The 16,208-nt window shown below is 73.2% G+C and carries 7 protein-coding genes; 1 reads left to right on the top strand and 6 read right to left on the bottom strand.

What is annotated here, in order from left to right:
• Positions 1 to 33 precede the first annotated feature (33 nt).
• From WMF45_RS24260 to WMF45_RS24245, 4 genes are all read right to left on the bottom strand, one after another.
• Positions 34 to 2,511 carry an NAD(P)-binding domain-containing protein gene (locus WMF45_RS24260; RefSeq protein WP_437719209.1) on the bottom strand — a complete coding sequence of 826 codons (2,478 nt, stop codon included), beginning with the start codon at positions 2,509 to 2,511 and terminating at the stop codon, positions 34 to 36.
• A complete protein-coding gene (locus WMF45_RS24255) occupies positions 2,495 to 4,225 on the bottom strand; it encodes a pre-peptidase C-terminal domain-containing protein (RefSeq protein ID WP_437719208.1) in 1,731 nt (576 codons plus the stop codon). Before WMF45_RS24255 ends, WMF45_RS24260 begins: the two co-directional genes overlap by 17 nt.
• The gene (locus tag WMF45_RS24250) at positions 4,207 to 7,215 is read right to left on the bottom strand and encodes a vWA domain-containing protein (RefSeq protein WP_437719207.1); all 3,009 of its coding nucleotides are present in this window, start codon (positions 7,213 to 7,215) and stop codon (positions 4,207 to 4,209) included. Before WMF45_RS24250 ends, WMF45_RS24255 begins: the two co-directional genes overlap by 19 nt.
• Positions 7,216 to 7,592: 377 nt before the next feature.
• A complete protein-coding gene (locus tag WMF45_RS24245; protein WP_437719206.1) occupies positions 7,593 to 9,938 on the bottom strand; it encodes a cyclic nucleotide-binding domain-containing protein in 2,346 nt (781 codons plus the stop codon).
• A gap of 500 nt (positions 9,939 to 10,438) precedes the next feature.
• Here WMF45_RS24245 and WMF45_RS24240 point away from each other — a divergent pair, with 500 nt between their 5' ends.
• The gene (locus tag WMF45_RS24240; RefSeq protein ID WP_437719205.1) at positions 10,439 to 11,299 is read left to right on the top strand and encodes a hypothetical protein; all 861 of its coding nucleotides are present in this window, start codon (positions 10,439 to 10,441) and stop codon (positions 11,297 to 11,299) included.
• 195 nt (positions 11,300 to 11,494) lie between these two features.
• Here the strand turns inward: WMF45_RS24240 and WMF45_RS24235 are convergent, their stop codons facing one another.
• Together WMF45_RS24235 and WMF45_RS24230 are read right to left on the bottom strand one after the other, a co-directional pair.
• Positions 11,495 to 14,728: a serine/threonine protein kinase gene (locus tag WMF45_RS24235; RefSeq protein ID WP_437719204.1), complete on the bottom strand. Its 3,234-nt coding sequence runs from the start codon at positions 14,726 to 14,728 to the stop codon at positions 11,495 to 11,497.
• Complete coding sequence (locus tag WMF45_RS24230; RefSeq protein ID WP_437719203.1) at positions 14,725 to 15,993, bottom strand: serine/threonine protein kinase; 1,269 nt, start codon at positions 15,991 to 15,993, stop codon at positions 14,725 to 14,727. The genes WMF45_RS24235 and WMF45_RS24230 overlap by 4 nt, the downstream gene beginning before the upstream one ends.
• Positions 15,994 to 16,208: the final 215 nt, after the last annotated feature.

The following is a 16,208-nucleotide window of genomic DNA, read 5'->3' as shown; positions in this document are numbered from 1 at the left end:
GAACGGCCTGGGCCCCCCGAGCTTACGATGGACTCACGGCGCGGGGACCGCGGGCGTGGTCCCTTGTACGTCGCCGAGCTCGGAACGATCTGACGGCTCCGCGGTCGGCCGGACACCGGCGGCGCGGAGCGCGCTCCACGGCGGGATGCTCCCGATCAGGACGAGCACGGCGTCGCAGGGGTGCGCCCGGGCCCCCGAAGGCGACGCGAGGGTCGCCACGAGCGCGCCGCCCGGATCTGCGGCGAGGGCGGAGACGTCGGTCTCGAACAGGAGCGAGAGGCGAGACGCCGCCGCAAGCCTGCGCAACTCCTCGATGTTGCGGGTCTTTCCGCGGCGGAACCCGGTGCCCCGGTAGACGACGGTGACGTCGGTGGCCGGCTGGCGGGACAGCGCGATCGCGGCTTCCATGGCGACGTCGCCGAGGCCGACGATCAGCACGCGGCTGCCGGCGAGGCTCCGGGCGTCGGCGAGGTGGTAGTACACCCGACCTTCCACCTCGGCGGATAGCTCGAACGGAAGCCGGCGCGGCGAGCCGCGCTGGCCGATGGCGAGCAGCACGCGCCGCGCATGGCGCTCGGTGCGCGGTCCGCCCTCGCGCGGCTCGGTGACGACGACGAAGCCGGCCGTCGCATCGACAGCGGGCGCGCCTCTGCCGGCCGCCGCGCCGACGGCGGGCGCGCCTCTGCCGGCCGCGCGGGCGACCGACACCATGCGGGTGTCCTGCAGGATCGGCAGCCGCTCCTTGCGCACGACGCGGAGCCAGTGGGAGAGCAGCTCCTCCTTGGTCGACTCCTTCAGCCACAGCTTCCCGGTCATCGGCAGGTCGAGCGGCTGATCGAAGACCAGCTTGCCGCGCGGGAAGCTCTGGATGCTCTGCGCCACGCTGCCCTGCTCGATCACCTCGAACGAGAGGCCGAGCTCCTTGGCGCGCAGCGCGGCGCTGATCCCGGCGGGCCCCGCGCCCACGATGATCAGATCGAGCTCCTGACCGCGCGCGCCGCGCGGGCCGGCCTGCCGCAGGTCCTCCGCGATGCGCGTCGCGGCGTGCGCGCCCTGGTGGATGGCGTTCTTGATGAGCGGGAGCCCGGTGACGTCACCGGCGAGGTGCAGGCCCGGCACGTCGAGGCTGCCGAGGTCGTCGCCGAGGCGCGGGCGATCGGCGATCGGCGCGCCGCCCTCGATGGTGAGCGACCCGTTGGGGCAGCGCTGCTCGCACAGGGTGAGGCCGCAGCACGCCTCGGGGCGGGCCACGACCGCGACGTACTTCTCGATGGCGAGCACGTCGTACGGGCACGCGTCGACGCACGCGTAGCAGCCGAGGCAGGTGGTCGTGTCGATCCGGGGCAGGCGCACGCGCGCCGCGGGGCGGAGCATCGCGTCCTCGCCCCCGGGGTCGCGCGCCGCTCGCCGCGCGCGGCGCGCGCGCAGCGCCTGGCCGCCGCGGGCGCCCGCGAACGCGAGGGCGGCGGCGGCGAGGCCTGCGCCCATCCAGAGCAGGGCGGGCGCGCCGGGCGTGGCGCCGGCCTTCACGACGGGCAGGGCCGCGGCGGCGTCGCGCGCCGCGTCCCAGGCGAGGGCGCGGTCCTCGGTGTGCTGGCCGCTGCAGACGCCGGCGGGGCTCGTGTCGCCGCCTGCGCGGCCGGCGTTGCGGCCGGCGGGGCGTGGGTCGCCGCCTGCGCGGCCGGTCGCGGCGTCCTCGGGGAGGGCAGGGCGGTGCTCGTCGAAGCACGTGATCGGACGCGCGTCACCGAGCGGCGCCTGCGCCGCGACGAGGCAGCGCGCGATGGGATCTCGCGGCGCGGCGAGGTCGTGGCACGGCGCGCAGCTCCCGGCCGTGACGATCGCCACGGTGGCCGGCTGGCCCGGGCGGAAGGCCGACCTCGGGAGCTCGACCTCGGCGCCCGGCGCGAAGCGCACAGGCGGCCTCGCCGGATCGAACACGACGCCCTGATCGCCGCGGTGGATGGGGTGGCAGGTGGCGCAGCTCAGCGCGCCGCTCGCGAGCAGCTGCCCGTGGCTCCTGCGGGTGGAGCCGTGGGCCCCGTGGCACCCCACGCAGGCCTGATCGATGCGCGCGCCTGCCGCGGCTCCGCGCGAGGGCGCGGCTTCCCGGGCCGCGGCGGTGTCCCGCGGCGCGGCGGGCGCCTGCTCGGCGTGGCACGACGCGCACGCGAGCTGCGCGCGCGCGTGGGGCAGCGAGAGCGGCCCCGGCGCCGCGTGCCCCCCCGGCGGCGGGAAGAGCAGCGCCGCCGCGCCCGTCGCGACGGCGCCCGCGAGCGTGGCCGGCAGCACGCCCCGGAAGCGGGTGACGTCGGAGGTCGCCTCGGCGCGGCGCGCGGCGCGCCCCCGCACGACCTCCCGCGGCTGGGCGGCGCGCTGGCGCGGATCGGAGAGATCGGCGCGGTAGAGCGTCCTCGTGGGATCCGGCAGGCCCGCCGCGTCGTCGGCGCCGCCGTCCGTCGGCGCGGACGGACGGCGGCCTCCGCCGCTCGGGCTAGAGGAGCGTGACATTCAATCGATAAAAGAAGGTCGCGTCGGGGACGAGCGACGCGGCGCGGACCATCACATAGTACGTGCCCGCGGCGAGGTCGGTGAGCGAGGCGTAGGAGCAATTGCCGACTCCTCCATCGTCGTCGGACGCGAGCACGGTGGTCCCGTCGTCGCCGAGGATCTCGATGTAGCTGTCGAGCTGCCCCAGCCGGCAAGCGTTGGTGCCGTTGTCGATGACGTTCACGTGCAGCGTCGAGCGCGGCCCTGGCACGGTCACGGCGATCACGTCGACGTCGCCTGCCGGCGTGATCTCCGCGAGCCACGGGTCCGCGTACGCATTGGCCTGCGCGGGGGCGCCGTTGGGCTCCGCCTCGTCGAGCTCGAAGCGGCAGGTGGCGCTGCATCCATCGAGGGGATCCGTGTTTCCGTCGTCGCACTGCTCGCCGGCGCTCATCGTGCCGTCCCCGCAGACCTCGGGGACGAGCGTCACATCGAGGCGGTACGGGAACGTCTCCGCCACGGAGCCGAGCACGGACGTGACGCGAACATAGTAGTCGCCCGCGGCGAGCCCCGGCGCGACGGCGCGGGCGCAAAGGCCGTTGTCCCCGCGGTCGCGTCGCACGATCAAGTTGCCGCTCGCATCAAGGATCTCGATGACGCTGTCGAGCCGGCCGGTCAGGCAGTCGGAGCTCGTGACAGCCGCGGTCTCCGCGGTGAGGACGGTCGGCCCGCTCGGCACGGTGACGCGCACGACGTCGACGTCCGGGACATCATCGATCGGGGCGCCGATCGCGGCGAAGAACGGGATCTCATAGGTGTTGGCGGAGGCGATGTCCTCGTTGGGCTCCACCTCGGTCGGCTCGAGCTCGCAGCTATCGCTGCAGCCGTCGCCCGGCTGATCGAGGGCGTTGTCGCACTGCTCCGTCGGATCCTGGATGTTGTCCCCGCAGACGGTCTGTCGGCTTCGCACGCCGAGGTCGAACGCCCCTGCCTGGCTCGCGTCGGCTCCCGTGATGATCACGTAGAACGCATCGCCCTCGCGGACGGGCACGGTCAGCCGGTTCTCGATCCCCGCGCCGATGCTGGGCCTGCCGCACTCGCCCACGATCGTGGGGTCGGCGCAGGCGCTGCGCAGCTCGGCGACGAGCTGCGCGTCCGTGCGTGGGGTCACCACCACGTCGAGGAAGCCGGTGGTCGTCGCCGTGAACGTGTAGGCGACGCCCGGGCTCCCCGACCAGCAGTTGCCCTCGACAGCCGCGTGGCCGCTGGTGTCGCCGGTCGCGGTCCCTGGATCCGGGAGCGCCACGGGCGCGGCGCACATGTCCGCGCAGGCCGCCTCGCACTCCGGATCGCCGCAGTCGATGCTTTCGTCTCCGTCGTTGTCCCGCCCGTCCTGGCACGCCTCGACGCCCGAGCAGCTCGACGCGTCGAGGGTGCACTCGGAGCTGCACCGGACCTCGCCGCTATCGAACCCGACGCTCTGGCAGGTCGCGCCCCTGAGATCGGGCCCGTCGCACGCCTCACTCTGCTCGGCGACGTCGTTCCCGCAGTCGCCCGGGGGGGCGCCCCCGCTGCCCGCGCCCCCGTCGCCGCCTCCGGCCGCGCCGGCGCCGCTCGAGGCCGACGGGGGCCGCGGCCGCGGCGCATCGTCATCTCCGCTGCACGCCGCGACCACCCCCGCAGCGCAGAGCAGCGCGGCCACCATGGTGCTTCGGCTCACTCGGTATCTGGACATGAATACGTGATCTCCCAGTCCTGCACCTGAACGCCGCCCCCTCCGGTGCTCGTCGGATTGAGCCTCATCCGGACCTCCAGGTACTCTGTTCGAGCGTCCGGCAGCTCTTGCAGCACGTCGAAGAGATCGATCGCGCACGGCGGCATCGAGCCCTCATCGCAGATCCGGGTGTCGGTCGGCGTCGCGTGGGCGGTCGCCGCGAGCCTGACCGTCGCCGAGGCGAGGTCGGCGGGATCGTCCGCCGCTCTCACGAAGAACTCGACGCTCGAGTCGCCAGGGGTCGTCGTCCTGTACCTGAGGTATCCCCACTGGGTCTTGGTCCCCGGCGGGCAGACGCCGTGGTACTGCTCCCACGCCGTGGTCATCGCCGTGACGCTCGTCGTCGTGCATGGCACGACGGCCCGGACCTTCCCACCCGGGTTCTCGCGGATGGTGGAGCAGGTCGTCGGGCAGAGCTTCACGTTCGTGTTCCCGGAATCGAAGTACCAGCCCCCCGCGCCGCAGCTGCCGACCCCGGCCCGGGGCGTGAGCGTCGTCTCCACGCCGGCGGCGTTCTCGTAGACGACGGACACCGACGCTGGATCCGAGACGCCCGCGATGGGGACGGTGACGTCGCAGGGCAGCGCCTCTCCGCGGATCGAGACCAGCGCAGTGAGGAGGGTACTTTCCAGAGCCGAGCCAGTGCTGAGGTTGAACGCCTGTCCTCCGCCCTGGTCCGCGATGAGGTTGATGATCTCCGGGTTCGAGTTGCCGAAGCCCACCGCGTGCACGCGGACGCCGTGGTTCACGAAGGCGGTTCGTGCCAGGTTTCCGATCGCGTTGGGGACGGTGCCGCAGCTCGACGGGATGCCGTCGGTGACGAACACGACCGCGACCTCCTCCTCTGGATGGGCGTCCTTGTAGTTGTTCGCCCAGGTGGTGGCGCCGTCCAGCGCCGGGTACATCGGCGTTTCGCCGTTGGGCGTCGGGAAGTTGAGGAAGGCCTGCATGAGCTTGATCTCTTGCTGGTCCCCCATCGCCGCAGACGCTGCGGTCAACCTGTCGGCCGCGGCGCCGTTGAACGGGACGAGCGGCAGCGCGCAGCCGCCGCCGCCGGCAGGCGGACAGGAAGGGGTCTCGTTGCACGGGCCCGGGTTGTCGAGCGGCCAGAACCGGAACGCGACGCCGAGCCCCGCCGACGCCGGATCCTGGAAGAAGGCCTTGAGCGCTCTCGTCGCCGGATTCCATCGATCCGCGCTCACGTCCACCCCCGACAGCGTCTCCCGCATCGAGGTGGATCGATCGAGCGCCACGAACAGGGTGACCGGCCTGACCAGCGACACGCTCGCCGTCGCGATGCAGGCGGGCGACTCGCACATGGCCGATTGATAGATGCTCCCGTTGTTGCCGCACCGGCACTCGGGGATCTGCATGGCGCCAGGGGGATTGACGAACAGCTCCATCCCGTCGGTGACGCCGGTGCAGCCGGCCACGCTGATGCACTCGCCCGGGGCGATGGGCTGCGCTGTCGTGCAGGCCAGGGTGCCGCCGCTCTTCGGGCTGCTGCAGGAGGAGTTGAGGACCTTGCTCGGGGCAGAGGACGGCAGCTGGTTCGCGGTGGAAGCATACCGGTGGATGGCGATTCCCGCCGGGGCCGGGGTGGTGCCACGGTTGCAGACCGGGATCGTCCCGCCGCAGGGAACGCCGATCGTGAGGTCCGGCAGGGTGCACGTGGCGTCCGTCTGGCTCGGCTGGTACGACTTGCAGAGGCCTTTTTGCGGGCAGGTCTCGCCGCAGACGCTCTCCACGAGGTCGACGCAGCTCTGTGTCCACCCGCCGCCTGGCCCCGTATCGCAGCAGCTGGGGGCCACATCGCAGATCAGCCCCACGCACGTGTTGCATCCCGGCAGCAGCCGTTCGCCGGTGTAACACTTGTCGTGCGCGCAGCCGGGATCGGTGTCGCAGGTGGAGCCGCACAGCGACCCGGCCAGGGCGACGCAGCTCGCGTCCCAGGTCGTGGTCGGCGCGCTGCACGTCTTGGGGGCGCACTCCGTGGGGACATAACCCGCGCAGGTCGCGGTCCAGATCCCGGTGCAGCGACCGCCCGAATAATAGGTTCCCGGGGGACATATGCCGCCGGGCGCGGTGCAGCGGCCTGGGAAGACGCAGGTGCTGCCCGCTCCGATGACCGCAGTGCACTGCGCCGTCGTGCTGCACGTGATATCGCAGCAGCGCGGATGGTTCGCGCAGATGGTCGCGATGCACGCGTCGCCGCAGGTCGTGTTCATGTTGGTCGCGGCGCCGCTAGCCGCCACGCAGGCGTCGTGACCGCAGTCGGCCGGTATGGTCGTGAAGGTGCAGCAGCTCGATCTCGCGTTGCAGACCTTCGTGGCGCAGCCGCTGCAGTTCGACAGCAGCGACAAGCCTGTCGCGCACGGGTCGTGCTCGCACGCGCCCCTTGCGGGGTCGTCGCAGTACTGGTCGAACTGGCAGTCCTCGCTGGTCGTGCACGGCTGGTGCGTGCCCTTCCGCGCGACGGCATCGGGCAGCTCGTTGATGTCGCCGACCGACCACGTGTACGTCGGACCGGTCCCTGCGAGGCTGATGGGCCCCCCGTCCGGCGTCTCCTCGAACGACTGGCACGTCGGGTCGCACGGGTTGGTCGCGCACAGGCCGCCGTCGGAGGCATCGGAGTTGGCGAGCGGGCGCGGATACCCGCCCTCACCGCTCCCCGGCGGCGCCGAGCCGAACGGCGACCTCCGCATCGTCATCGTCCCGTCGCAGCTGCCGTAACGCCCGTCCTCGCAGCGCCGGATCCCGTCGAGGCACGTCAGCACACCTTCGTGCTCGCCGACGGTGACGTGACACTCGACCTCTTCGCCGTCGACGCACGGGTCGCCCGTTCCCGGCCCAGCGTCGGGCCAGTCCGTCCCCGGTTGCGGCGGCTCACCGGCGTTGTTGCCTCCACGGCACGATCCGGCGATGAGGGCCGACGCGGTGAGCAGCGTCACGAGCAGCAGCGCTCTCGGCGCCCACGCGCTGGGGGAGCCTGATCGGGAGAGCGCTCCCATCCACTTGGTCGAAGGACCAGCCATCGGCTTCTCTACCTTCCACTAGGGTGCTGTCGGGAAAATTGTACCTGGGCGCAGAAGGCAAAGTCCAGGCCTCTCGCCTGCGCGCTGCCTGCTGCGCGTCTTCGCCGACGCGGCGCTCACGTGCGCGCCTCGATGCGCGCGTCGCCGCGCCGGCGGAGGCGCGCGCGGCGCACAAAGAAATGCCGTGCCTCGCAACCATTTCATAGCGAGTTCGCGGCGTCCCGGTGCGCTGTCCCGCGCCGCGGCAGCGGCCGTGTGGGGCGGCGTGCGCGCGCTCCCGGTCCGGCGCGCGCTCATCGAGGCACGCTCGCCGCCGTCATCGCGTGGAGCACGAGCAGCGCCGCGGCGACGCCGAAGGTGATGATGTGCGCCGGCAGCCCTCCGCGGAGCGCGGCGAGGAGCGCGCGCTGGGCCGGGAGCGCGCGCAGCTCCACGGCGAGGCGGATGAGCTCCGCCAGGCCGGCGAGCCGCTCGGCCCCGCGCCCTTCGAGGACCGCGTCGATGCGGGCGCGCAGCGCGCGCTCCTCCTCGCGCAGGCCGCGCCCCGAGGCGAGCAGCGCGAGCGGGCCGAGGGGGCTCTGCAGGTAGGGCACGAGGATCTTCTCGACGATCTTCTTGACCAGATCGCTGCGCCCGCTCACCTCGCGGTAGAAGCGGTCGAGCAGCTCGCGCCGGGCGGCGCTGAAATCCTCGGGCAGCGCGGCGGTGCGCTCGATCCGGGCGAGGCGCCGCGGCGCGAGCCGGTACGCGATCGCCGTGAAGGCGCCGGCCGCCACGGTGGCCCAGAACACGAGGTGCAGCGCCGCGCCCAGCGTCGGGCGGCCGGACCGGGGCCACGGCGCGTGCGCGAGCGCGAGGCCCGCCGTGACGAGGCCGAGCGCGAGGTGCCCGGTCAGGTGCGGGCGGAGCCGGCTCTTCACGGGCGCGGCATCGCCGCCCTCCAGGGCCGTGTCGCCGCGCCGCCTGGGCCGCATCCACGCCCATCGCCCGGCGCGCTTGGGGACGGCGTAGAGCAGGAGCAGCGCCATGCCGACCGCGGCGGCGACGCCCGCCGAGAAGGCGGCGCCCTCGCCCGGGCGCGCGCCGCCGCGCGCGTGCGCCAAGAGCCCCGCCGCGCCGAGCCCGGCCGCCGCGAGCGCGCTGCCCGCGACGAGCGCCGCGCCGCTCCGTGGCGCGGCGGCGCGCTCCTGCTCGCGCCGGGCCCCGCCGAGCAGGTCGCGCACGTCGGCGATCTCCTCCGCCGGGTTGACGCGGAAGATCGAGCCCGTGGGGCAGGCCTTCACGCACGCGGGGCCGTCGTGATCGCGGCAGAGATCGCACTTCACGGCGACGTCCGCGAAGCCCGCGCCTCCCGGGCGCGGCGCGGCCGCGGGGCGCGGCGCCATCGCGATGTTCTCCCACGGGCACGCCTTCGCGCAGGCGCCGCAGCCGGTGCAGAGCGCGTCCCGGATGAACACCTCTCCCCCGGTGTCCTTGCCGATGGCGCCGGTGGGGCACTCGATCATGCAGGCGGGGCTCTCGCAGTGCTGGCAGGAATTTGGCAAGAGCAGGCTGCGCGGCGCCTCCTTCTGCGCGGCCGGCTCCGCGTCGTCCACCCGCGCGCGCACCTTGTCCCCGCGGCGCACGAGCCGTGAGACCCCGTGCACGTCGGCGCACGACCACGCGCAGTGTCCGCAGCGGGCGCACGTCTCGAGATCGATGACCAGGAGCGACCGCGCGACTTGAAGGCGATAGAGGTCCCTGAAGATGTGCGCTGTGTGATTGCGCGCATGGCCGGCGATGACCGCCTCCTGCCTTTCGTGGTGCTCGCCGGTGATGCGCCGGAGTCGGGGGATCAGATCAGGGTGCTTCCGCGCGAGCGCGGCGAACGTCTTCGACGGTACGGCCAGGAGCGTCGTGGCGCCGCTGGCCACGGCGCTCGCCGCCCGGCAGCGGCCCTCGTCGAGCTCGACGTCGCCAAAGAAATCACCTCGGGTGAGGTACGCGCGCACATGAATCCGATCTCCGTCCTCGGTCTGAATTTGCACCATCCCTTCAGCGATGAGCCAGAGCTCGGCGGCCGGATCGCCCGTGCGATAGATGGCCTGACCGCGCTCGAAGCGCCGATGACTCACTGCGTCAAGTAGAATTTCGACGTCGTCGGAGTCCAGGTCACGCGTGAAGGCGAGGGTGCTGAGGAGGTCGCGTGTCGCGCTCCTCTGCAGCGCGCGCTCGAGCCTCTCGGCGATCTCGGCCTTGCCGGAGCGACCGGCGGCGCGCCGGAACAGGTGGACCGGGATCTCGGCGAGCACGCTGGGGGCGAGCGCGACTGCGGTGGTCCTGCGCGACATCCCCACGACCGCCTCCTCGCCGATGACGTCGCCCGCGGCGGCGGTGCGCACCTCGGTATCGCGATCGTCTCCGCGGCGCGTCGCGCGCAGGGCGACGCGCCCGGACGCGACCACGAAGAAGGCGTCGCCGGCGTCGCCCGCGCGATAGGCGACCTCGTCCGGTGACAGGGAGCGGAGCCGCCCCGCCCCGGCGATCTCACGCCGGGCGCGCTCGTCGAGCCCTCGCAGCAAGGGGGCGTCGAACACCGCCGGCGGCCACGCCCCCGGGCGATCAGCCCCTGCGCCGTGGGTGTGGTCCGATGAGGGCATCAGCAGGTCTCCTGGTCGAAGGACGCAGGCCGCCGCTCCTCCCGACCCGCCCCCGCCGCGCCCGCACGGCCCGAGCCGCCTCCTGGAGCGAGGTCGACAGGAACGGGGCAAGGCGCGCAAGGCGCGCAAGGCCCGCAAGGGGCGCAAGGCGCGCAAGGCGCGCAAGGAGCACAACCGGCGCGAAGAACGCGGACGTGGACGGGGACGTGGACGTGGAGCGGACGAGGCCGGCGTGTCATGGCGTCGGATACCGTCGCTCCACACCGTCGCGCATCCGCTGTCTTAAGAAACGACATGGTCTTACTTCACGTTCAAGAAGGTGCAGAAAAAGGACGAGCGTCCCGAAAATGCCTTGACACCCAAGCCGATTACAGTGAATATCCATCCTGCTAGACTCGGCATCTTCGGCGCCAGGGTTCGTTTGAGGGTTCGGCATGAAATGACTAGCATCTGTTCTTGAGTGCACATGCAATGTCATTCCAAATCAACGAGGTAGAAGTATGAGTAGGCGCACGACGAGTTTGGCTGTTGCTTCCCTGGCTGCCGCGTCTTTCACGCTCGCTTCGGCTTCCGCGAGCGCGAAGGGCGCCGAGGACTGGGCGCTCGAGTTCATCGACAACGCCGTCAGCAACGAGTGGGGCACTGAGCCCGAGTGCTTCATGAACTGGGACGACGAGGACCAGGACATCGCGTGGACCGGCATGACCAAGGCCGCGTGCTTCTTCACGCTGTCGCTGCAGAAGGCGATGGGGTACACCCAGCAGGACATCTATGCGATGTGGGGCAAGAACAGCCCGCCGTCCGATTATTATTTCAAAATCATGGTCGACAGCCCGAAGGTCGGCGAGACCCTTACCGGGTTCGAGACGTACTTCCGCCGTGTCGTCCGGGCGGCCGACATCCAGAAGGGTGATGTCTTCGCCGTCGGCGCCATCCCCGACTCCAACCCCAATGACGGCAAGGACGACAGCTACGCCGGCCACACGATGATCATCATCGGCGCGGCGCAGGAGATCCTCCCGCAGATCAACCCCAGATACTCGGGGACGAGGCAGTTTGCTGTGCCGATCGCGGACTCGACCGGCACTGCGCACGGGTGCGATGGCAAGTACAAGGACAGCCGGTGGAGCGGGCCGTGCGGCGAGCAGAACGGCGGCAAGATGACGCCGGGCGCCGGGACGGGCTACGTGCGTGTGTACGCCGACTCGCTCTCGGGCTCCCTGCTCGGCTACACGTGGAGCGTCACGGCGTCGAACACGAGCTACTACTCGCCCAATACGCGCCCCTACCGGATCGCCAGGCCGCAAACGGATAAGATGCCGGATCCGCTCTCGACCGAGCCGCCCCCGCCCCCTCCCTGATCGACGGCGACGCTCTTCATGACCACGGCGCGCTGAGCTCGTCAGCGCCTGACCAGCGAAGCCCTTACCCCGCAGGCCGGGGTAGGGGCTCGCCCCTTTTTGTGGGCCGGCGCGTCGAGGTGCCTGCCTCGTCCGTCGCGTCGTGTGCGTCTGTTGTGTCCGTTGCGTCCGTTGCTCCATCGCGGCGACCTCGGTTCAGGGGATCTCGACCTCGGCCCGCGCGAGCTCGACGATCTCGAGGCGTTCGAGCATGGCGTCGGTGACCAGCGGGCCGGTCGGCCGCAGGCCGCGCCGCGCCTGCTCCCGCTCGTACGCGGCGAAGGCGCGGATCAGGAACGGGGGAAACGCCCGGAAGAGCAGCCTCGCCTCGGCCCGGAGCGGGCCGCGCCGCTGGCCGGTGCGAAGATCGTAGGTGTACCGGATCGGCACGCCGGGCGGCACGGAGCGCGTATCGATGATCGCGTCCGGCCCTTTGACGGCGCCCCGGCTCGCGTCCAGCGCGCCGACCGGAAAATACGTCTCGAGAAAGGCGTTCTGTCCCGACAGGTTCGAGCCGCAAGCGCCGGTGTCCAGGTCGTAATCGCCGTCCGTGAACCGATCGGCGTGGTGCAGCCCCTGGCCGGGCGCGGCCTGGCAGGTGCCGTCTGCGGCCACGACGCCGATGCATCGGACACAGCGCAGAAAGCCGTTCTGAAAGTTGATGAGCCCCCGCCCACGGAACGAGGTGCCGCCGAGCCGTGGAGGTGGGGTCCAGAGGGGGACATCAGGCCCGTCGCGCACATCCGCGCCGAACAGCCCGCCTGGAGCGCCCGCCGGCGCGAAGGGGTTGTTCGCGTCTGGATCGGTGGTCACCCGGGCGAACACCTTGTCTCTCAGATCCTCGTCGGCGCGGTCGATCCGGCCGACCTCGTAGATCACCCGCCCCTCTCCATCCCTCACCACGAGGTGAACCCAGAACTCGCGCTCCTGGCTGAAGCCGGCCGGCACCTTGTGCCCGGCGCCGGTGTTCTCGATCTCGACCGGGATCTCGACGCGATCCCCGGCCGCACCGGCGCGGCGCGCGGCGCCGAGCTCGAAGCGGAACGTGTGGCGGAGCAAGAGATCGCGGCGGCGGCGCGCGCCCGCCGGAATGCCGTGCACGTCGAGCGACGGCTCATCGATGAGCGCGTCGGGGAACTCGTCCGACAGCGGCACATCCACGCCGGAGAAGTAATGGGTCGCGACGTCCGCCGGAGCGGTGGAGTGATCCGCGATCCGGCCCCGCGGGCGCGCGCCGGGCCTCCGCGGGGCGAAGCGCGTGCCGGGCGGGCACTCGGGATCTCCCGGCGACGCCTGCGCGGCGCCCGCCGCCGGGGCCGCCTCGCAGACGCCCGGATAGGTGCTCATGTGGCAGTCCTGGCAGGTCGCCGCCGGGCGGCCCGCGCGCTCCTCGGACCTCGCCCAGTCCGACCACTCGGTGTAGGCGTTGCGCAGCCGCTTGAAGTGCTCGCCCCGCGCCGCGGCGAGGCTGTCGCTGCCGAAGAGGCGCACGTCGTGGCACGCCCCGCAGAACTCGCTGGAGCGCAGGTACGCCCTCGCGCTCGCTGACGGGCGACCGTGCACCACGGGCTCGATCGCGCCCGCCGATCCCGTCGGCTGGAGCCCGGCGCGCGCGGCCGCGCCCTGACCCGAGGGGAGCAGCAGCTCCTCGGGGCGGAGGTCGTAGCCGCTGTTCGCGATCCCGAACAGGCCGCGGCCGTCCTCGGGACGCGCAGGGAAGACGGCGCCCGTCACGAAGGACGTCCACGTCGGGTTGCCCTGGTATCCGGGGCGCCCGCGCGGGCCGACCGGGCCGTGCACCTGATGGCAGAAGCTGCAGGAGATCCCCTCCAGGCCGCGCCGGGTGAGCAGGTCGCGCACGGGGAGGCGCGCGCGGGGATCGCCGCCGGCGCGGCCGTCCCACGCGGGCATCGCGGCGTCGAGGTTCTCCGCCGGGCTGTGGCAGTTCACGCACCAGTGCTCGCCGCCCGAGCCGGTGACGGCGACGCCGCTCTGCCCGTCCCGGCAGGCGCGCGCGGGATCGACCTTGCGCAGGATGCCCGCGCCGTTCGGGCAGTCGGCGGTGCGCCCGACCTGCTCCTCGATGAGGCTCTCCAGCGCGTTGAAGAGAGGGCTCTTCACCGAGTGCGCCATCACCGAGCGGCGCCACTCCGCGGCCTGGCGGCCGTGGCACGCCGCGCAGTCCTCCGCCGCCGTCCGCGCCTGCGCGAGCGGCGTGACCGGCGCGACGGCGACCGCGCGCGGCGCCGCTGGACCGGGCTCACCCCGCGAGAGCGCGAGCGCGGCCGACGCGATCAGCGCGCCGGCGCCGAGCGGCGCGATCCGCCACAGCCGCGCCGCGGCGCCGGCGGGGCCGCGCGGCGGGGGGTGGGCGCCCGCGGCACCCGCGTTGCCCGCGCCGCCAAGGCGCGCGCGCTCGTGCGGCGCGGGGCCGGTCCTCGCCGAGGTGGCCGCGCCGGCGCGACGGGAGGTCCGGGCGGCGTGCACCGGAGGCGCCGGCGGGCGCTCTTCGAGGAACCCGCTCAGCGCATCGGCGATCTCCTCGGCGCGCGGCGGCCGCTCCGACGGATCCGGATGGAGCAGCCGCAGCACATAGCCCTGCAGGCCCGCGGGGAGCGAGGTCGCGACGCCCTCGATGAACGGCGGCGGCTCCGCGCGGGCGGCCTCGCCGAGCGCGTGCCGCAGGCCAGCGCCCGCGAACGGGTGCTCTCCCGCGAGCAGGCGGTAGAGCACGAGCCCGAGCGCGTACCGGTTCGCGGCGCTGTCCCAGAGCGCGCCGTCGGCCTGCGCGGGCGGCGTCCAGAGCGGCGGGATCTCCGAGGACACCCGCGCGCCCTCGCCGCGGGGCGCCGTGGCGGCGCCGCGGCTCGCCGGCGCGCCGACGAGGGCGGCGACGAGCGCGCTCGCGGGCAGCGTCACGCGGCCCGCGTCGTCCACGAGGACCGCGTCGGGCGAGAGCGGACCGGGGAACAGGCTGGCGCGCTCGCACGCCGCGAGCGCGCGGGCGACCTGGATGGCGAGCCCGAGCGCCTCCTGGAAGGGGATGGGCCCGCGCCGCGCGCGCATCCAGTCCGAGAGGGGCGCGCCCGCGAGCCGCCGCGCGAGCCAGACGCGCGCGCCGTCCGGGCTCGCCGCGGCGGCGCGCTCGCCCTCGGCCGGCGAGGCGACGCCGCCGTCGATGAAGCCGCCGACGCCGGCGCTCCCGAGCGACAGGAGGCGCGTCGCGACGGCCTGGTGCTCGGGCCCTGCCGGAGCGTCCTGGTCCGCCGCGCCGAGCCGCCAGAGCTCTTCTCCGGAGCCCGCGCCGCAGCGCCATCGCGCGGCGCAGCCCACGGCCGGGAGGGGCGCGCCTTCCGTGTAGCCTGCCTGCTCCGGCGACGCTCGCCTCACCGCGCCCCCTCCGTGGCGGCCGGCGTCGCGGTGCTGGTGGGCGGCTCCGGCGCGCCGTTCGTGGAGCGCAGCGCGCAGGTCCCGAGGCCCGCCAGCGCCGACAGCGTCGCGATGATCGCGATCGCGAGCCGGATCGGGACGTCGCGCGGCCGGTCGATCTGCTCGACGAGCGCGATGGTGTCCGCGCGAGGCGCGTCCGCTCCGCCGGTGACGCGCGCGGCGCCCGGCGAGCTCGCGCGGTCGTGGTCGTCGCCGCGCTGCGGCGAGCTCGCGCGCTCGCGGTCGCCGGCGCGCTGCGGCGAGCTCGCGCGCTCGCGGTCGCCAGTGCGGTGCGGTGAGCTTGCGCGCTCGCGGTCACCGGCGCGGAGCGGCGCGCTCTCGCGGTCGTGATCGCTGGCGCGCTGCGGCGCGCTCGCGCGGACGCGGTCACCGGCGCGGAGCGGCGCGCTCACCGCGGTCTGGAACGGCTCCAGCCGATCCACGATGTCCTGAGCGAGGTACGGCCGATCCTCGGGCGCCTTCTCGAGCAGCTGGAAGAGCAGCTGCTCGACGCCGCGGGGCAGCCCGCTCCGCACGTCGTCGCCGAGCGGCGGCGGCTCTGCCGTGCATTGCAGGTTGAGCAGCTCCCGCGGCGACGCCGACTGGAACGGCGGGCTGCCGGACAGCGCCTCGTACAGGATGAGCCCCAGGCAGTAGAGATCCGAGCGGTGATCGATGGATCGCGCGTCGATCTGCTCCGGGCTCATGTACTGCAGGGTGCCGACGCTCTGCGTGTTGGTCTGGTTCATCGCCTCCACGACCTTGGCGATGCCGAAGTCCATCACCTTCACGCCGCCATCCCGCTGCACCATGATGTTCTCGGGCTTGAGATCGCGGTGGATCACGGGAGGCTGCTGCCCGTGGGCCGCCGCGAGGGCGCTCGCCACGCTGGCCGCGATCCGCACCGCTTCCGGCCAGGGAAGGCGGCCGGCGGCGCCAAGGACGGAGCGCAGCGTCTGGCCGTCCAGGTACTCGAGCACCATCACGAGCTCGCCGGAGGCCTCGATGCTGGCGAGGCTCCGGACGATGTTCGGGTGCTCGAGGTGCGCGAGGATCTGCATCTCGTTCAGGAAGAGCCGGCGTCCCTGCTCGCTCCGGGCGAGCTCGGGGCGGAGCACCTTCAGCGCGACGCGCCGGCGCGACAGGCGCTCCTCGCCCTCGTAGACCTTGCCCATCCCGCCCTCGCCGACGAGGCGTCGAACGAGGTACTCGCCGATCTGATCCATGCGCGCCGTCTCCTCTCCCTCTCCCTGGCCGGGGCGTCTCTTCTACGTGCGAGCGGGGCCGATGGCTTACACCCGAGCCCGCGCGCGGATCGCGGCCGGGCCCCTCCAGCGAGCGCGACGCCCCCCGCTCGGGCGGCTCGTCGCCCGAGGAGAGGATCGCGGTTCCCTGCCGCGCGGGGTATCGAAATCCTGCGCCTCGATGGAGGGCGCAGTGG

The sequence above is a fragment of the Sorangium sp. So ce448 genome, from assembly GCF_051520915.1.
In the GTDB taxonomy this organism is placed as follows: domain Bacteria; phylum Myxococcota_A; class Polyangia; order Polyangiales; family Polyangiaceae; genus Sorangium; species Sorangium cellulosum_B.
Note: the sequence above shows the minus strand (reverse complement) of the source record. Positions and strands in the feature narration are given on the sequence as shown.